General features: G+C 71.3%; 16 protein-coding genes. 12 read left to right on the top strand and 4 right to left on the bottom strand.

Translation table 11 applies throughout. The features are described from left to right. The first annotated feature begins 25 nt into the window (after window positions 1-25). The gene (locus tag AB0H62_RS14725; RefSeq protein WP_360586401.1) at window positions 26-859 is read left to right on the top strand and encodes an NAD(P)H-binding protein; all 834 of its coding nucleotides are present in this window, start codon (window positions 26-28) and stop codon (window positions 857-859) included. 77 nt (window positions 860-936) lie between these two features. Here AB0H62_RS14725 and AB0H62_RS14720 read toward each other — a convergent pair whose 3' ends face one another. Together AB0H62_RS14720 and AB0H62_RS14715 are read right to left on the bottom strand one after the other, a co-directional pair. Then, entirely contained in the window at window positions 937-2,145 is a 1,209-nt protein-coding gene (locus AB0H62_RS14720; RefSeq protein ID WP_360586399.1) for an MFS transporter, read from the bottom strand. Between the two features lie 394 nt (window positions 2,146-2,539). Further along, entirely contained in the window at window positions 2,540-2,974 is a 435-nt protein-coding gene (locus AB0H62_RS14715) for an OsmC family peroxiredoxin (protein WP_360586396.1), read from the bottom strand. Between the two features lie 134 nt (window positions 2,975-3,108). Here AB0H62_RS14715 and AB0H62_RS14710 point away from each other — a divergent pair, with 134 nt between their 5' ends. Continuing rightward, a complete protein-coding gene (locus AB0H62_RS14710) occupies window positions 3,109-3,618 on the top strand; it encodes a DinB family protein (protein WP_220242226.1) in 510 nt (169 codons plus the stop codon). On the opposite strand, the gene AB0H62_RS14705 is transcribed toward AB0H62_RS14710, so the two are convergent. Then, window positions 3,605-4,390, bottom strand: a complete 786-nt coding sequence (locus AB0H62_RS14705) for a DUF1295 domain-containing protein (protein WP_220247873.1) — start codon at window positions 4,388-4,390, stop codon at window positions 3,605-3,607. The two genes, AB0H62_RS14710 and AB0H62_RS14705, sit on opposite strands and share 14 nt — an antisense overlap. Beyond that, on the bottom strand, window positions 4,390-5,676 hold the full coding sequence (locus tag AB0H62_RS14700; RefSeq protein WP_360586394.1) for a cyclopropane-fatty-acyl-phospholipid synthase family protein: 1,287 nt from the start codon (window positions 5,674-5,676) through the stop codon (window positions 4,390-4,392). The genes AB0H62_RS14705 and AB0H62_RS14700 overlap by 1 nt, the downstream gene beginning before the upstream one ends. Window positions 5,677-5,758: 82 nt before the next feature. Here AB0H62_RS14700 and AB0H62_RS14695 point away from each other — a divergent pair, with 82 nt between their 5' ends. From AB0H62_RS14695 to AB0H62_RS14650, 10 genes are all read left to right on the top strand, one after another. Further along, a complete protein-coding gene (locus AB0H62_RS14695; RefSeq protein WP_360586392.1) occupies window positions 5,759-7,042 on the top strand; it encodes an FAD-dependent oxidoreductase in 1,284 nt (427 codons plus the stop codon). After that, entirely contained in the window at window positions 7,036-7,782 is a 747-nt protein-coding gene (locus tag AB0H62_RS14690) for a DUF1365 domain-containing protein (RefSeq protein WP_360586651.1), read from the top strand. The genes AB0H62_RS14695 and AB0H62_RS14690 overlap by 7 nt, the downstream gene beginning before the upstream one ends. Next, window positions 7,775-8,383 (top strand): ECF RNA polymerase sigma factor SigK, encoded by a 609-nt coding sequence (sigK, locus tag AB0H62_RS14685; protein WP_220242223.1) that lies wholly within the window; start codon window positions 7,775-7,777, stop codon window positions 8,381-8,383. Before AB0H62_RS14690 ends, sigK begins: the two co-directional genes overlap by 8 nt. Continuing rightward, complete coding sequence (locus AB0H62_RS14680; RefSeq protein WP_360586389.1) at window positions 8,380-9,144, top strand: anti-sigma factor; 765 nt, start codon at window positions 8,380-8,382, stop codon at window positions 9,142-9,144. The genes sigK and AB0H62_RS14680 overlap by 4 nt, the downstream gene beginning before the upstream one ends. 306 nt (window positions 9,145-9,450) lie before the next feature. Next, entirely contained in the window at window positions 9,451-10,752 is a 1,302-nt protein-coding gene (ftsZ, locus tag AB0H62_RS14675) for a cell division protein FtsZ (protein WP_220242221.1), read from the top strand. A gap of 87 nt (window positions 10,753-10,839) precedes the next feature. Next, window positions 10,840-11,547, top strand: coding sequence for a peptidoglycan editing factor PgeF (gene pgeF / locus AB0H62_RS14670; protein ID WP_354869816.1), 708 nt, complete (start codon window positions 10,840-10,842; stop codon window positions 11,545-11,547). A gap of 70 nt (window positions 11,548-11,617) precedes the next feature. Then, on the top strand, window positions 11,618-12,352 hold the full coding sequence (locus AB0H62_RS14665; RefSeq protein WP_360586387.1) for a YggS family pyridoxal phosphate-dependent enzyme: 735 nt from the start codon (window positions 11,618-11,620) through the stop codon (window positions 12,350-12,352). Window positions 12,353-12,432: 80 nt separating this feature from the next. Continuing rightward, window positions 12,433-13,029, top strand: a complete 597-nt coding sequence (gene sepF / locus AB0H62_RS14660; protein WP_220242218.1) for a cell division protein SepF — start codon at window positions 12,433-12,435, stop codon at window positions 13,027-13,029. Window positions 13,030-13,155: 126 nt separating this feature from the next. Then, window positions 13,156-13,431 carry a YggT family protein gene (locus tag AB0H62_RS14655; protein ID WP_091616814.1) on the top strand — a complete coding sequence of 92 codons (276 nt, stop codon included), beginning with the start codon at window positions 13,156-13,158 and terminating at the stop codon, window positions 13,429-13,431. A 52-nt stretch (window positions 13,432-13,483) separates the two neighbouring features. Further along, entirely contained in the window at window positions 13,484-14,332 is an 849-nt protein-coding gene (locus tag AB0H62_RS14650) for a DivIVA domain-containing protein (protein ID WP_220242217.1), read from the top strand. Window positions 14,333-15,416 lie beyond the last annotated feature (1,084 nt).

Here is a 15,416-nt window from a genome sequence, read left to right as displayed (position 1 = left end):
GGCAGATGAGAAGAGGCGGGGCAGCATGCCGATCCTGGTGACGGGTGCGACCGGAAACGTCGGGCGGCTCGTGGTCGACGAACTCCTGGCCCGCGGCGCGGCGGTGCGCGCGCTGACGAAGGACCCAGTGCAGGCGGCACTGCCGGCCGGGGTCGAGGTGGTCGTGGGGTCGCTCGCGCGGCCGTCGACGCTGCCGCAGGCGCTCGAAGGCGTCGAGGATGTGTACCTCGCGCCGATGGCGCGAACGGTCACGCGGTTTTGCGAGCTCGCCGCCGAGGCGGGAGTGCGGCGGGTGGTCGCGCTGTCCGGCAGCAGTGTCGGGGACGAGCAAGCCGGATCGAGCGGGCCGGAGTTTGCGGCGGTGGAGGCCGCCGTGACGAAGGCCGGGTTCGCCCGGACGTTCCTGCGGCCGGGGGTGTTCATGGCGAACTCGCTCGGCTGGGCGCATTCCGTGCACGCGCACGGGGAAATCCGCACCGCGTATGCGGAAGCGACGCAGACGCCGATCGACCTGGCCGACATCGCGGCCGTCGCCGCGCACGTGCTCACCACCGAGGGCCATGACGGGCGGACGTACGTCCTCAGTGGACCGGAGGCGCTCACGTTGCGGGAGATGGCCGGGAAAATCGCCGAAGCCCTGGGCCGCGACGTGCCGTTCGTGGAGCTGACCCGGGAGCAGCAGCACGCCGAGTGGGTCGAGCTGGGGATCCCGGGGGAGATCGCCGACTGGCTGCTCGACGGGTTCGCCGCCGCGGTGGCGCGGCCGGAGGCGCCGACCGGCGTGGTCGAGGACCTGCTGGGCCGCCGTGGCGTGACCTACGCCGAGTGGGCCGCGCGACACACCGGCGCGTTCTCCTGAGCGCGGGTCAGTTGTCAGCGCTCAGTTGCGGGCGCTCGGTTGTCGGCGCTCAGTTATCAGCGCTCAGTTGTCAGCGCTCAGTTGTCAGCAGAGCGCCGTTCGGTTGTCCACCAGGCCAGCGCGATCAGCGGGATGACGGCGCCGAAAACCGACACGGCCGTCCAGCCGCCCAGGTGGTAGAGGACCGAGCCGATCTCCGACCCGACCGCTCCGCCTACGAAGAACGTGGCCAGGTAGATGCTGTTCACGCGGGCGCGGGCGTTCGGGTCGAGCTGGTAGATCACGTGCTGGCCCGACACCATCGTGGTCTGCACGGCCATGTCGAGGGCGATCGCCCCCACGGCGAGCAGGATCACGCTGTGCGCGCCGAACCCGCCGACGGCGAACGCCACCGCGCACAGCAGGAAGGACGCGCCGGTGGCCACGCGGCCGTGGCCGTGGTCCGCCCAACGCCCGGCCAGCGGCGCGATCGCCGCCCCGGCCGCGCCGACGAGCGCGAACAGCCCGACGCCCAGCTGCGAGTAGTGGAACGGCGCGGAGGTGAGCACGAACGCGATCGTGGTCCAGAAGGCGCTGAACACCGAGTAGAGCGCGGCCTGGTACAGCGCCCGGCGGCGCAGCGCCGGGTGGTCGCGGGCGAGCCGCAGCGTCGAGCGCAGCAACTCTCCATAGTGGACGGACGTCTTCGGCGCGCGCCGCGGCAGGCTGAAGCGCAGTGCCACGGCGAGGATCGCCATCAGTCCGGCCGAGATCAGGAACACGACCCGCCAGGTCGTGACCTCGGCCAGCAGGCTCGCCGCGACGCGGGAGAGCAGGACGCCGAACAGCAGCCCGCTCATCACCCGCCCGACGATGCGCCCGCGCACGGCGTCGGGCGTGAGGTCGGCCGTGAGCGGGATCAGGATCTGCACCACCACCGACGTCGAGCCGGCGATGAGCGACGCGATCAGCAGCACGGAGAACTGCGGCGCGAGGCCGGTGGCCACGAGCCCGGCGCACGCGATGGCCAGCAGCAGTGACACCAGGCTGCGGTTCTCGACGCGGTCGCCGAGCGGGACGATCAGCAGCATGCCCGCCGCGTAGCCGATCTGGGTGGCGGTGACCACACCGCCGGCCGCGGCCTCACCGACGCCGAACGTGGTCCGCAGCTCGTTGAGCAACGGCTGCGCGTAGTAGAGGTTCGCGACTGTCAGTCCACAAGAGACGGCGAGCAACAGGACGAGCCACGAGGGTGGCGCCTGCTGGGGCGCCGCGGGGGACGTGGTCTCGGCTTCGGGCTGGGCCACGGGCACCTCGTTCTCGACAACCGGAACAACCGGTTCCCGATTCTAACAGCCGGTAACCGGCGGCCCGGGGTGATCTTCGCGACCCGGAACCGTTTGCGCGCCGCCGGTTTCCGCCCGGCGTGTCCGGGTTACCCGAAGCGCACTCCGGCCACTGTGGACAGTCGTGGGCTCATCGCCGTGGCCGGAGCGGCCGCCCGCGGGCAGGCGCGGGGATGGCCGTGGGCCGGCAAGGGGAGCGAGTCGCCGGCGGTCCGCGTGAGGTTGCCGGGCCCTTCTGCCGCAGCCGATCGTGAAGCCCGGCTGCCCTGGCGGCAAACGGGTTGGTAAGCCGCGCGGGGACCGGACAGAGCGGTGAAAGCCCCTCCGGCCGGAGGGGCTTTCACCGCCTGGTGAATCAGACGAGCGCCGCGTCCATCGTGATCGTGGTGCCGGCGAGCGCCTTGGTGACCGGACAGGTCTTCTCGGCGGTCTCGGCCAGCTCCGCGAACTGCTCCGGCGTCACGCCGTCGAGCTTCGCGCGCAGGGTGATGGCGATGCCGCTGATCTCGAAGCCGCCGCCCTGGGCCGGGCCGAGCGTGACCTCGGCGGAGACGTCGATGGACTCCGCTTCGAGCTTCTGCGACTCCAGCACGCCCGACAGGTTCATCGCGAGGCACGAGGAGTGCGCGGCGGCGATGAGCTCTTCGGGACTGGTCTGGCCGTCGGGGTTGCCCGAGCGGGTGGGGAACGACACGTCGAACGTGCCGGCGTTGGACGAGTCGAGCGTGACCTCGCCCTTGCCGTTCTGAAGTCCGCCGGTCCAGTGGGTCGTCGCGTCGCGGCTGGGCACAACTGCCTCCTCGGTGCTGGATCCCCCGGGGTGGGGGATCGCTGTGGTTCGCCTTCCATGAAGATAGTGCGCAATCAGATTGCGCGCAATATATCTGACGAAAAAAGGTTGCCCGGTGCGGAAGGCTGCACCTCGTGACCACGCCACCGGAACGCCCCGACCCGCCCATGGACGCCGACGAGCGCACCCAGCTCACCGGTTTCCTCGACTTCCTCCGCGCGAGCGTCGTGTGGAAGTGCGGCGGGCTCACCGACGAGCAGGCCCGCCGCCGCCACCTGCCCAGCGAGCTGACCACCATTGCCGGCCTGCTCGGGCACCTCACGCTCGTGGAGAACTACTGGTTCCGCGTGGTGCTCGACGGTCAAACCGACGAGTGGGAAGAGGCTCTGGAGCTCGACCGCGACGCCGAGTTCCGCGTGGCGCTGACGACCCCGATCGAGCAGCTCGTGGCCGGCTACGAAGCCGAGGTCGCGCGCTGCCGCGAGGTCGTGGCGGCGCGCGAGTTCACCGACACCGTGCTCTTCAAAGGCGACCGGCAGCTCAACGTGCGCTGGGTCGTGACGCACATGATCGAGGAGACCTCCCGCCACCTCGGCCACCTCGACCTGCTGCGCGAGCTGACCGACGGTCTCACCGGCGAGTGAGCTTCTTCGGCGGCAACGGGAAGAACCCGCTGGTGCGCTCCACGTACGTCGCGTAGCCCGGCCGCGTGCGCGCCATGCCCTTCTCCAGTATCGGTTTCCCGGTGCCGCGGGCGAGGGTGAACGTCATGGCGATCGGCGAGAGGACCGTCGCCGCGCCGGGCCACGTCGAGCACGCCAGCAGGTACAGGCCCCACCACACGCAGGCGTCGCCGAAGTAGTTCGGGTGCCGCGTGTAGCGCCACAGCCCGGTGTCGAGCACCTCACCGCGGTTGCCCGGGTCCGCGCGGAAGCGGCTCAGCTGGGCGTCGCCGACGGACTCGAACGTGAAGCCGAGCACCCACACCGCGACGCCGATCCAGCCGAGCACGCCGAGGCCGGTGCCGTACATCGCGAACTGCACCGGCAGCGAGACGAACCAGAGGATCACGGCCTGCAGGAGGTAGACGCGGACGAAGATCCGCACCCCGGGGTTGTCGCCGGCGCGCTCGACCATCCGCTGGTAGCGCGGGTCCTCGCCACCGCCGCGGTTGCGCACGTGCAGGTGGACGGCGAGCCGCACGCCCCACACGACCGTGAGCGCGGCCGTGACCAGCCGCAGCACGAGTGGTCCGCTGCCCAGCGGGAACGCGACCACGGCGACCAGGGCGAACCCGAGCCCCCAGAACGTGTCGATGGTGTCGTAGCGGCCGCGCAGGCGGGCGATCCCGAACGTCACCGTCACCGCCACCAGCACCACGCCGGCGGTGATCGCGACGAGCGGGCCGAGGCCGATCACGCCCACTCCCGCGTGGACGGCAGCTCGCTGCCGCCGGTTTCGGTGGGCCGCACGGCCAGGATCTGGTCCACGCCCATGCGGTTCTCCTCGAACGCCAGCGCGCCGCCGACGAGGTAGAGCCGCCACACGCGCGCCTCCACCTCGCCGACCAGCGCGACGGCCTCGGCCCAGTGGAACTCCAGGGTCTCGGCCCACTCGCGCACGGTCGTCACGTAGTGCTCGCGCAGCGCGTGCACGTCGCGGATCTCGAACCCGGCCGTCTCGAGGTGCCCGAGCGTGCGGCTCAGCGGCCGCATCGTCATGTCCGGGGCGATGTAGCGCTCGATGAACGCGCCGCCGCCGGGCGCTGTGTCCCCGGCGCGCCCGCGCGACATCTGCTGCAGCACGAGCCGCCCGGCCGGGTTGAGCATGCGGAACAGCGTATTCGCGTACGTCGGATAGTTCTCTTCGCCGACATGCTCGCCCATCTCGACCGACGCGACGGCGTCGAACGGCCCGTCGGTCAGCTCCCGGTAGTCCTGCTGCCGCACCTCAACACGGTCTTCGAGGTCGTGCTGGGCCAGGCGCCCTCGCACGTGCTGCACTTGCTCCGCCGACAGCGTCACGCCCACCGCGTGCACGCCGTGGTGCTTGGCCGCGTGCACCAGCAGCGAACCCCAGCCACAGCCGACGTCGAGCAGCCGCATGCCGGGGCGCAGGCCGAGCTTGCGGCAGATCAGCTCCAGCTTGTCGTGCTGCGCCTGCGCGAGGCCGTAGCCGGGTGCAGGTGGGTTTCCGGACGTCCAGTAGCCCGACGAGTAGGCCATCGAGTCGTCGAGCAGCAGCTGGTAGAAGGCGTTGGACAGGTCGTAGTGGTGGGCGATGGCCGACCGGTCGCGCCGCAGGCTGTGCAGCACGCCGGTCAGCCTCGCCTCCTCCACCGGCGGTTTCGGCGGCGGGCCCAGCACGCCCAGGCGCGCGGCGAGCCCGGCCGCACCGGCCCAGTCCCGCGGGGCGAGCTGCACCCTCCTCAGCTCGCCCGAGCGGGTCAGCGCCCAGATCCGCCGGAACCCCTCGGTGAGGTCTCCTTCCATGTCGAGGTCGCCCGACACGTACGCGCGCGCCAGGCCCAGTTCGCCCGGTGCGTAGAGCAGCCGGCGCAGCGCGCGGCGGTTCTTCAGGACGACGGTCGGGCCCTCGGGACCCACGCGCTCGCCGTCCCACGTGCGGACGGCGATCGGCAGCGGCGCGCCGAGGAGGCGTTCGACGAAGGTGGCCAAGCGGTTCGCGGTGCTGTTCGGCATACCCGGGGTTCGGAGCCCTCCGCCGCGCGGATGGGTCCCGATTCCCACCAATCCACATCGGCACCGGTCCCGAATCCCTGCCGTGCACCAGACCACGGGACACCCCACAGGACACCGCATCGCTGTCATCGGCAGCGGGGTCGCCGGCCTCACCGCCGCCTACTTGCTGCAGCGCCGCTACGAGGTGCTGCTGTTCGAAGCCGACCCGCGGCTCGGCGGGCACGCCCACACCCACGACGTGCCCAGCGCCCACGGCGGCACGATCGGCGTGGACTCCGGCTTCATCGTCCACAACGAACGCACGTACCCGACGCTGCTGCGCCTGTTCGGCGAGCTCGGCGTGCGCACCTGCGAGACCGAGATGTCGATGAGCATCCGCTGCGACGGCTGCGGCCTCGAGTACGCCGGCGCGAAGGGCGTGCGCGGCCTGTTCGCGCAGCGGCGCAACGCCACCGACCATCGCTACCTGCGCATGCTCACGGAGGTCAAGCGCTTCCACCGGCACGCGGCGCGGCTGCTGCAGCGCGAGGACGCCGGCGACGTGGGCCTCGGCGCGTTCCTCGCGATCGGCGGGTACTCGCGCTACTTCGTGGACCACTTCGTGCTGCCGCTCGTGTCCACCGTCTGGTCCGCCGACCGCACCGACACGCTGAAGTACCCGGCGCGCTACCTGTTCGAGTTCCTGCGCAACCACGGGATGCTCACGGTGAAGAACTCGCCGGCGTGGCGGACGGTCGAGGGCGGCTCGCGCGAGTACGTGGAGCTGGCCGCGAAGCAGCTCACCGCCGTGCACCTGTCCACGCCGGTGCGCTCGGTGCGGCGGACCGCGCGTGGCATCGAGATCCGCGACGACGCCGACACCCGCCACCGCGTCGACCGCGTCGTGGTCGCCACCCACGCCGACCAGGCGCTGCGGCTGCTGGCCGACCCGACGCCCGCCGAGCGCGAGGTGCTCGGCGCGTTCCGCTATTCCCGCAACGACGCCTGGCTGCACACCGACACGAGTGTGCTGCCGCACGCCGAGGCCGCGCGGTCCGGCTGGAACTACCGCACGCCCGTGTGCGGCGCGGGCAGCGACGCCGTGCAGGTGAGCTACGACATGAACCGCCTGATGCGCCTCGACGAACCCACCGGCTACGTCGTCACGCTCAATCCGCGGGCCGAGCCCGACGCGTCGTCCGTCGTCGCGAAGATGACGTACGAGCATCCTGTGTACACGCCGGAATCGGTTGCGGCGCAACGGAAGCTCGCCGCGTTGAACGACGGGGTGATCGCCTACGCCGGCGCCTACCACGGCTGGGGGTTCCACGAGGACGGCTGCTCGTCGGGCGTCCGCGCGGCCGGGAGCTTCGGGGTGGGCTGGTGACCGCCGCGCTGTACGACGCCACGGTCGGCCACGTGCGCCGCGCCGACCCGCCGCACGCGTTCGTGCACAAGCTGTACCTGTGGCTGACCGACCTCGACTCGCCGCCGCGGCTGCCGTGGTGGCTGCGGCCCTTCGCGACCTTCGACGGCCGCGACCACTTCGACCCCGGCGACGCGGGCGGCATCCGGTCCAAACTGGACCGCTGGCTCGCCGACCGCAGGGTGGACCTGCGCGGCGGGCCGGTGACGATGCTCGCGTCGGCGCGCGTGCTGGGGTACGTGTTCAACCCGATCACCGTCTACTGGTGCCACACACCGGACGGGGCGCTCGAGTGCGTCGTCACCGAGGTCCACAACACCTACGGCGGCCGGCACGCGTACCTGCTTCGCCCCGACGCGGCGGGCGAGTCCCGCGCCGAGAAGGAGTTCTACGTGTCGCCGTTCCAGGAGATGGCGGGGGAGTACCGCATGCGCCTGCCGCGGCCCGACGCGCTGCTCGACCTCACCGTCGCCTTGCACCACCGTGCCCAAAACAGTGACACCGCGCCGTTGCTCGCTACGCTGCGAGGAGTCCGGAGGCCGGCCGGCGCGCGTTCGTTCGCGCGGCTCGTGCTCGGCCGGCCCCTGCAGCCGCAGCGCGTGGCGGCCCTGATCCGCCGCCACGGCGTCACGTTGTGGCTGCGCAAGGCCCCGGTGGCCACCCGGACCCCGCAGAACTCGTCAGGAGCGCTCCATGGATGAGACCGCCCGCCCGCGCCCGGTCGCGGCCGTGCCGGTGGGCGCCGAGCAGGCGGCGCCCACCGCCGAAGACCTCATGGCCCAGGTCGCCAAGGGCGACGAGCGCGCGTTCGAGCTGCTCTACGACCAGCTCGCGGGACCGGTCTACGGCCTCGTGCGGCGGATCGTGCGCGACTCGGCGCAGTCGGAGGAGGTGACGCAGGAGGTGCTCGTCGAGCTCTGGAAGACCGCCACGCGCTACTCGCCCGAGAAGGGCAGCGCGCTCAACTGGGCGATGACACTGGCACACCGCCGCGCCGTGGATCGCGTGCGGTCCGCGCGGGCCGGCACCGAACGCGAGCAGAAGGCGACGTTCGAGGCCGCGCGCGGCCGGCCGTTCGACGAGGTGGCCGAGTCGGTCACCGCCCGGCTGGAGCGCTCGCAGGTGCGCCGCTGCCTCAAGTCGCTCACGGAGCTGCAGCGCGAGTCGGTGCTCCTGGCGTACTACCAGGGCTACACCTACCGCGAGGTCGCCGACGTGCTGGCGACTCCGCAGGGGACGATCAAGACGAGGGTGCGCGACGGGCTGATCCGGCTGCGCGACTGCCTGGGGGTGACCGCGTGAACTCGCCGGAGATGCACACGTTGACCGGTGCGTACGCGCTCAACGCCCTGTCGGACACCGAGCGCGCCCTGTTCCGCCGGCACCTCGAGCAGTGTGTGGCCTGCGCACAGGAGGTCCGCGAGCTGCGGGCCACCGCGGCCCGGCTCGGCGCGGCGATGGCCGAGGAGCCGCCCGCGTCGTTGAAGCAGCGCGTGCTCGCCGAGATGCGCTCGACACCGCAGCTGCCGCCGTTGTCCGGGCCGGAGCCCGGGGAGCGTTCGCGCGGCCGGCGCCGCTGGCCGCTGATCCTGGCCACGGCGGCCGCGGTCGTGGGCCTCGCGCTCGCCGGTGTGTTCGGCGGGCTCGCGGTGACCACGCAGGGGCGCCTCGACGCGGCGCAGTCGCAGCTGGACCAGGCGCGCGTGCGCTACCAGCCCGTCGCGGACATCCTGGCCGCGCCGGACGCGCAGGCGATCCACGGCACCGCGCCCGGCGGGGGCGGGGGCACGGTGGTCGTGTCGAAGCAGCTCGACCGCATGATGTTCATGGAATCGGACCTGCCGCCGTATCCCGCGGGGCACGTCTACCAGGCGTGGCTGATGGGCCCGAACCTCGCGCCGCGCCCGGCCGGGCTGCTGCCGGGCGGACCCGCGGGTTCGCTGGTGGTGGCCGACGGGCTGGCCGGCGCGAATCAGTTCGCGATCAGCGTGGAGCAGGCCGGCGGCTCGCCGACCGGAAAGCCTTCGGATGACGTGGTTCTCGTGATGTCGATGCCCGCCTGATCTCGTGCTGACCTGCCGGGAGTGGCGGTACCGGTTTCCCGCCGGTGCCGCCGCTCTGGTGTTTTCCGGGTGCCATAGCAGACGAGTGGATCACGGGGTGATCGGGTTCCCGGCCTTGCGCACTCGTTCGCGTTGTGGCAAAACACCTTTGCGGCACACGGCGTGGCTACTGGATTAGAGCCTGCCTGGTGCCTACCGTCCTGCTCTAACGCCGGTGGTTGACATAACTCTCATTCTCGGGTTGAGGGTCAGGGTTGCGGCCCCGGCGGGCAGCACGAGCACATCACGATCAGGAAGGCGGCCACGATGACGCCCCCGCACAACTACCTTGCGGTGATCAAGGTCGTCGGCATCGGCGGCGGCGGCGTGAACGCCGTGAACCGGATGATCGAGGTCGGCCTCAAGGGCGTCGAGTTCATTGCGGTGAACACCGACGCGCAAGCACTGCTCATGTCCGACGCCGACGTCAAGCTCGACATCGGCCGCGAGCTGACGCGCGGTCTTGGTGCCGGCGCCGCCCCCGAAGTGGGGCAGAAGGCCGCCGAGGACCACCGCGAGGAGATCGAAGAGGTCATCAAGGGCGCCGACATGGTGTTCGTGACCGCCGGCGAGGGCGGTGGCACCGGCACCGGTGGCGCCCCCGTGGTCGCGCAGATAGCCCGGAAGCTGGGCGCGCTGACCATCGGCGTGGTGACCCGCCCGTTCACCTTCGAGGGCAAGCGCCGCGGCAAGCAGGCCGAGGACGGCATCCAGTCGCTGCGCAACGAGTGCGACACGCTGATCGTGATCCCGAACGACCGGCTGCTGCAGCTCGGCGACATCGGCGTGTCCCTCATGGACGCGTTCCGGTCGGCCGACGAGGTGCTGCTGTCCGGTGTCCAGGGCATCACCGATCTGATCACCACGCCCGGTCTGATCAACCTCGACTTCGCCGACGTGAAGAGCGTGATGTCCGGCGCGGGGTCCGCGCTCATGGGGATAGGGTCCGCACGCGGTGAGGGCCGCGCCATCCAGGCGGCGGAGAAGGCGATCAACTCGCCGCTGCTCGAAGCGTCGATGGACGGCGCCCACGGCGCGCTGCTGTCGATCGCGGGCGGCTCCGACCTGGGCCTGTTCGAGATCAACGAGGCCGCGTCGCTGGTGCAGGAGTCAGCGCACCCCGACGCCAACATCATCTTCGGCACGATCATCGACGACTCCCTCGGCGACGAGGTCCGCGTCACGGTGATCGCGGCCGGCTTCGACGCCGGCGCGCCCACGCACAAGAAGCTCGACCCGCCGGCGTTCGGCTCGCGCTCGGGCGGCACCACGGCGTCGGCCTCGGCCGGGCACGTGGGCGGCTCACAGTCGCCCGCTCCGTCGGGTGGCGCCACGCCGGTGCCGCCGGCGAGCAGCTCCGGGTACCCGGTGGCGCCGCCGCGCACCCAGCCGCCGCTGCCACAGCCCGGCACCCCGCCGGGCGGCCTGCCCCAGCCGGGCGGCGGCTCGCGCGGTTACTCGCCGATCGGCTCCGGGCCCACGTCCGGCAGCCTGCCGAGCCGTCCGGCCACGGTGCACGACGACCCGTCGGACGACGAGGTCGACGTGCCGCCGTTCATGCGCCGGTAGGAAATCCAGGATCGCCGCCGAAGGCCACCTCGACCGACGTCGAGGTGGCCTTCGGCGTGTTCTGGCGTGCTTTGGAAGGATGGCCGGGTGCGAGTACGACGAGTCGTGACGACCAGGGCGGGCGGGGCTTCCCGGCCGCCGTACGACAGCTTCAACCTCGGCGACCACGTCGGGGACGAAGAGGGCAACGTCTTCGCGAACCGCAAGCGGCTGGCTTCCGAGCTCGGCCTGGCGGAGGAGCGGCTGGCGTGGATGGAGCAGGTGCACGGCCGCACGGCCACCGTGGTGGACGGCACAGAGACCCGGGCGGCGGAGGCCACCGACGCGCTGGTGACGGACAAGCCGGGCGTCGCGCTCGTGGTCCTCGTCGCCGACTGCGTGCCGCTGCTGCTGGCCGACCCCGAGGCGGGCGTGGTCGCGGCGGTGCACGCCGGACGCGTGGGCGCGCGCATCGGCGTGGTCCCGGCGGCGGTGGAGGCCATGCGCGGCCTCGGCGCCGAACCGGCCCGCATCGAGGCACTGCTCGGCCCGGCGATCTGCGGTGCGTGTTACGAGGTGCCCGCCGACATGGCGGCCGACGTTGAGAAGCACGTGCCCGGAAGCGCCTGCAAGACCCGCCAGGGCACGGCGGGGCTCGACCTGCGCGCCGGGCTGTGGCGTCAGCTGGCCGGGCTCGGTGTCGGGCGCATCGGCGTGGATCCGCGGTGCACGGCGGAGGACAAGACGCTCTTCAGCTACCGCCGCGACGGGACCACCGGCCGGATCGCCGGGATCACGTGGCTGGAGGCGGCGTGAGTACCGGATCGTGCCGGCCTGCTCGTGCCACCGACCGGGTGCGGGTGTCCCGCGAAACACCGGAGGCGGCATGAACGAGGCCGCCCGGCGGGACGAGCTGGCGGCCTCGCTGGCCGCGATCGAGGACCGGATCGCCGCGGCGTGCGCGGCCGCGGGACGCGCGCGTGACGAGGTGCGGTTGCTCGGGGTGACCAAGACCTTCCCGGCGTCCGACGCGGCGCTCCTCGTGGATCTGGGGCTGCGTTACCTGGCCGAGAACCGCGACCAGGAGGCCGGTCCCAAAGCCGTGGAGGTCGGGCAGCTGCGCCCCGACGCCGCGCCGCGCTGGCACATGGTCGGCAGCCTGCAGCGCAACAAGGCGCGCTCCGTCGTGCGCTGGGCGGCGGAAGTCCAGTCGGTCGACTCGGCGCGACTGGCCGACGCGCTGGGCCGCGCGGCGGGCACCGCGCGGGAGGCGGGGGAGCGGGCCGATCCGCTCGACGTCCTGATCCAGGTGAGCCTCGATGGCGACCCGGCGCGGGGCGGCACACCCTTGTCCGACGTCGCCGCGCTCGCCGACCACATCACTCACGTGGGTGAGCTCAGGTTGCGTGGCGTGATGGCCGTCGCACCCCGCGAAGAGGATCCGGGCAGGGCCTTTGCCCTGCTTGCCCACGTGTCGGAGCGACTTCGCAAAGATCACCCGATTGCCGCAGAAGTCTCCGCCGGGATGAGCCATGATCTCGAACAGGCGATCACGCACGGCTCGACGTGTGTGCGTGTCGGAACCGCACTGCTCGGTGGGCGCGGTTTAGCCTCGCCGTAGGGAGTCCGCGTGGCCGTCACGTTTCGTGATCGGTCGGGTGGGGTAGCACGGTGCGGGAGCGGTTAGGGCTAGGGAGAGGCATGAGCGCGCTGCAGAAGCTGAAGGCCTACTTCGGGATGGTGCCCGCGGACGAGGACGGCTACGACGTCGAGGACGAGGACTACCGGCGTGACTACGACGACGAGTACGACTCCTACGACGAGCCGCCGGCGCGATCGCGCTCACGGTACCGTGAGACCGATGACACGTACGACGAGCCCGCTCCGCGGGCCCGATCACGGTCGGTCACCGCTGCGGAACCGACTACGCACGGCGCTCTCGCCGTGGACCGCCAGCCCGAGCCCGTCGCCCGGCTGCGGCCGGTCACCGAGCCCGTGCGCGCACCCGTCCGCGATCCGTTGAGCCGCATCACCACGCTGCACCCGACGAGCTATGTCGAGGCGCGAGCGATCGGCGAGCACTACCGCGAGGGCATCCCCGTGATCATCAACCTCACGGAGATGGAGAACGCGGACGCCAAGCGGCTCGTCGACTTCGCCGCGGGGCTCGCGTTCGCGCTCCGGGGGTCGATGGACAAGGTCACCAACAAGGTGTTCCTTCTCTCACCGCCGGATGTCGACGTGACCGCGGAGGACCGCCGGCGGATCGCCGAGGGCGGACTTTTCCTGCGCAGCTGAAGTGCGGCTGAAGTCCGGCGGACCGCTGGGCGCAGCCAGACGTGATTTTGTCGACTCGGCGCCACGCCGGGGCCGCTTGCTGCGACTTCCCCCGGCGTCCCCCGCTAGAGTGGTCGAGTGAATGCTGTGTGGCTGGTGGTCTGGTACGTGCTGTTCGCCTTCTGGCTTCTGTTGACGGCGCGTATCGTGATCGAGCTCGTGCGGACCTTCGCACGAGAGTGGCGTCCCGCCGGAGGGGTTGCGGTCACGCTCGAGACCATCTACACAGTGACCGACCCGCCGGTTCGTCTGTTCAGACGAATGATCCCGATGGTTCGGATCGGCGGGATGGGACTGGACTTATCGATTATGGTTCTGCTGTTGGTTGTGTTCTTCGCGATGCAACTGGCAACTCCCAGGTGATCGGGGAAACTTGGGTGGACCCTGCAGGCCATGGAGTGCGTGAGGTGATCTGATGTCGTTGACCCCCGCTGACGTGCATAACGTCGCGTTCAGCAAGCCGCCCATCGGCAAGAGGGGCTACAACGAGGACGAGGTGGACGCGTTCCTCGACTTGGTGGAGACCGAGCTTGCCCGGTTGATCGAGGACAACAACGAGCTGCGTCAGCAGGTCGAACAGCTCGACAACGAGCTGGAATCGACCCGGGGCGAGCTCGAGAACGCGAAGGCGAGCGGTCCTCCGCCGGTGCGGGACGAGCCGTCCCGCCGCCTGGCGCCCGTGCCGCCGCCGGCTTCGGCGATGGAGCAGACGCAGGCGCACTCGATGGTCGGCGACAGTGGTGAGCCGAACGTGCAGGCCGCCAAGGTCCTCGGCCTCGCCCAGGAGATGGCCGACCGGCTGACCGCCGAGGCGAAGACCGAGTCCGACGGCATGCTGGCGGAGGCGCGGACCAAGTCCGAGCAGCTGCTTTCCGACGCCAGGGCGAAGTCCGACTCGATGGTCAACGAGGCGCGCACCCGCGCCGAGACCATGCTGAACGACGCGCGCACGCGCGCCGAGACGCTCGAGCGCCAGGCGCGCGACAAGGCGACCACCATGGAACGCGAGTCGCAGCGCAAGTACACCGAGACGATGAACAACCTGAACGCCGAGAAGGGTTCGCTGGGCAAGAAGATCGAAGAGCTGCGCACCATCGAGCGCGAGTACCGCACTCGCCTGCGCGGCTTCCTCGAGTCCCAGCTGCGCGAACTCGACGATCGCGGCTCCGCGGCCCCGGCCTCGGCGTCGTCGAACTCGGGCCAGTCCTCCGGCTCCAACAGCGGCCAGGGCTACTCCTTCGGCCCCCGCGCCGAAGCCGGCTGAGGTTCTTCGCTCGTCTGAGTCTCTGACTTGGCTGACGCCCCGCCTGATCCTGGTTGCCCGGGATCCGGCGGGGCTTCGTCATGCGCGTCGACAGGGCGGGCGTCCTGCGGTTTCCGCATTTTCGGTAGTCAGGCAGTGGCAATTCGTGATCGGCGTTTTCGACGGCCCCGGAATGCCCCTGCGCATTCGGTGATGGAATGCGCACGGAATGTCGCGAGCGTGAATTTCGGGGTGGGCTTTTGGGCCGGGAAACTGCCCGTTCGGGCCGACCTTGATCGCGAGTTTTTCCGGTGTGGCCTGGCGATTTTCCGGTGTTGGTTCGGAGTGGTGCGCACGGAGTGCGCCGGACCGCTCGCGCTCTGCGAGACCGGGGTGCGCTCGGTCCGCTTTGGCGGCGCCCGACGCGCCCGGGGTCCGGACCGACTTTCCGTGACCTGAGCCTCGCGCCCGACTCGCGAGCGCCGGCTCGCTAGCCGCCAGCCGGTTCGGCGAGCGCAGGGACCCACGGCTGGCAGGTGTCCTCGACGCACCCGACTCGCGAAAGCTTCGGCTCGTCGGGTGCAGCCGGGTGGAGTGTTCGGGTTGGCCGGTTCGGGCAGTGTGCCCGACCCAGGTGCCGTCGCGGCCGTGCAGGGGTCGCCGAAGCAGGTCGCGGCTGGCATCTCTCGTGCGCCGACCCGGTGGAGCTGCGCGGGTGGAGTGATCGGGTTAGCCGGTTCGCGCGGCGTGCCCGCCCCAGGTGCCGTCGCGGTCGTGCAGGACTCGCCGAAGCGGGGCTTGACGGGTGCGGTGCCACCGCCGCCGGTGATCGACCGCCGGGCGAGTCTTGCGGCTGGGTGAAAGTGGTTTTCCTTGGCGATTGGTCGTGGCACCCGTGGTCGGTGGCGGCGCCGGACCGGCACAGATCGGCTTGCCTCGCGCGCCCGGTGGCCGGCCGGGGCGGTGTCCTGGCTGATTCGGGTTGTGCCCGGCCCGGGCGCTGTGGCTCGGCGCGAGTACTCGACCGCCGGGCGAGTTCGGGGTGCTGCCGGTTGGTGCGGCGAAGCTGGTGGCGCCCGCGGTCCGCGGTGGCGCCGAACACCGG

The sequence above is a fragment of the Amycolatopsis sp. NPDC050768 genome, assembly GCF_040654155.1.
Classification (GTDB): Bacteria; Actinomycetota; Actinomycetes; order Mycobacteriales; family Pseudonocardiaceae; genus Amycolatopsis.
Note: the sequence above shows the minus strand (reverse complement) of the source record. Positions and strands in the feature narration are given on the sequence as shown.

What these genes read in the sequence shown, in the direction of transcription:
- AB0H62_RS14725 (WP_360586401.1), top strand. Translation starts at nt 26, where the DNA reads ATGCCGATCCTGGTGACGGGTGCGACCGGAAACGTCGGGCGGCTCGTG.
- AB0H62_RS14650 (WP_220242217.1), top strand. Translation starts at nt 13,484, where the DNA reads ATGTCGTTGACCCCCGCTGACGTGCATAACGTCGCGTTCAGCAAGCCG.
- sepF (WP_220242218.1), top strand. Translation starts at nt 12,433, where the DNA reads ATGAGCGCGCTGCAGAAGCTGAAGGCCTACTTCGGGATGGTGCCCGCG.
- AB0H62_RS14700 (WP_360586394.1), bottom strand. Translation starts at nt 5,676, where the DNA reads ATGCCGAACAGCACCGCGAACCGCTTGGCCACCTTCGTCGAACGCCTC.
- ftsZ (WP_220242221.1), top strand. Translation starts at nt 9,451, where the DNA reads ATGACGCCCCCGCACAACTACCTTGCGGTGATCAAGGTCGTCGGCATC.
- AB0H62_RS14665 (WP_360586387.1), top strand. Translation starts at nt 11,618, where the DNA reads ATGAACGAGGCCGCCCGGCGGGACGAGCTGGCGGCCTCGCTGGCCGCG.
- sigK (WP_220242223.1), top strand. Translation starts at nt 7,775, where the DNA reads ATGGATGAGACCGCCCGCCCGCGCCCGGTCGCGGCCGTGCCGGTGGGC.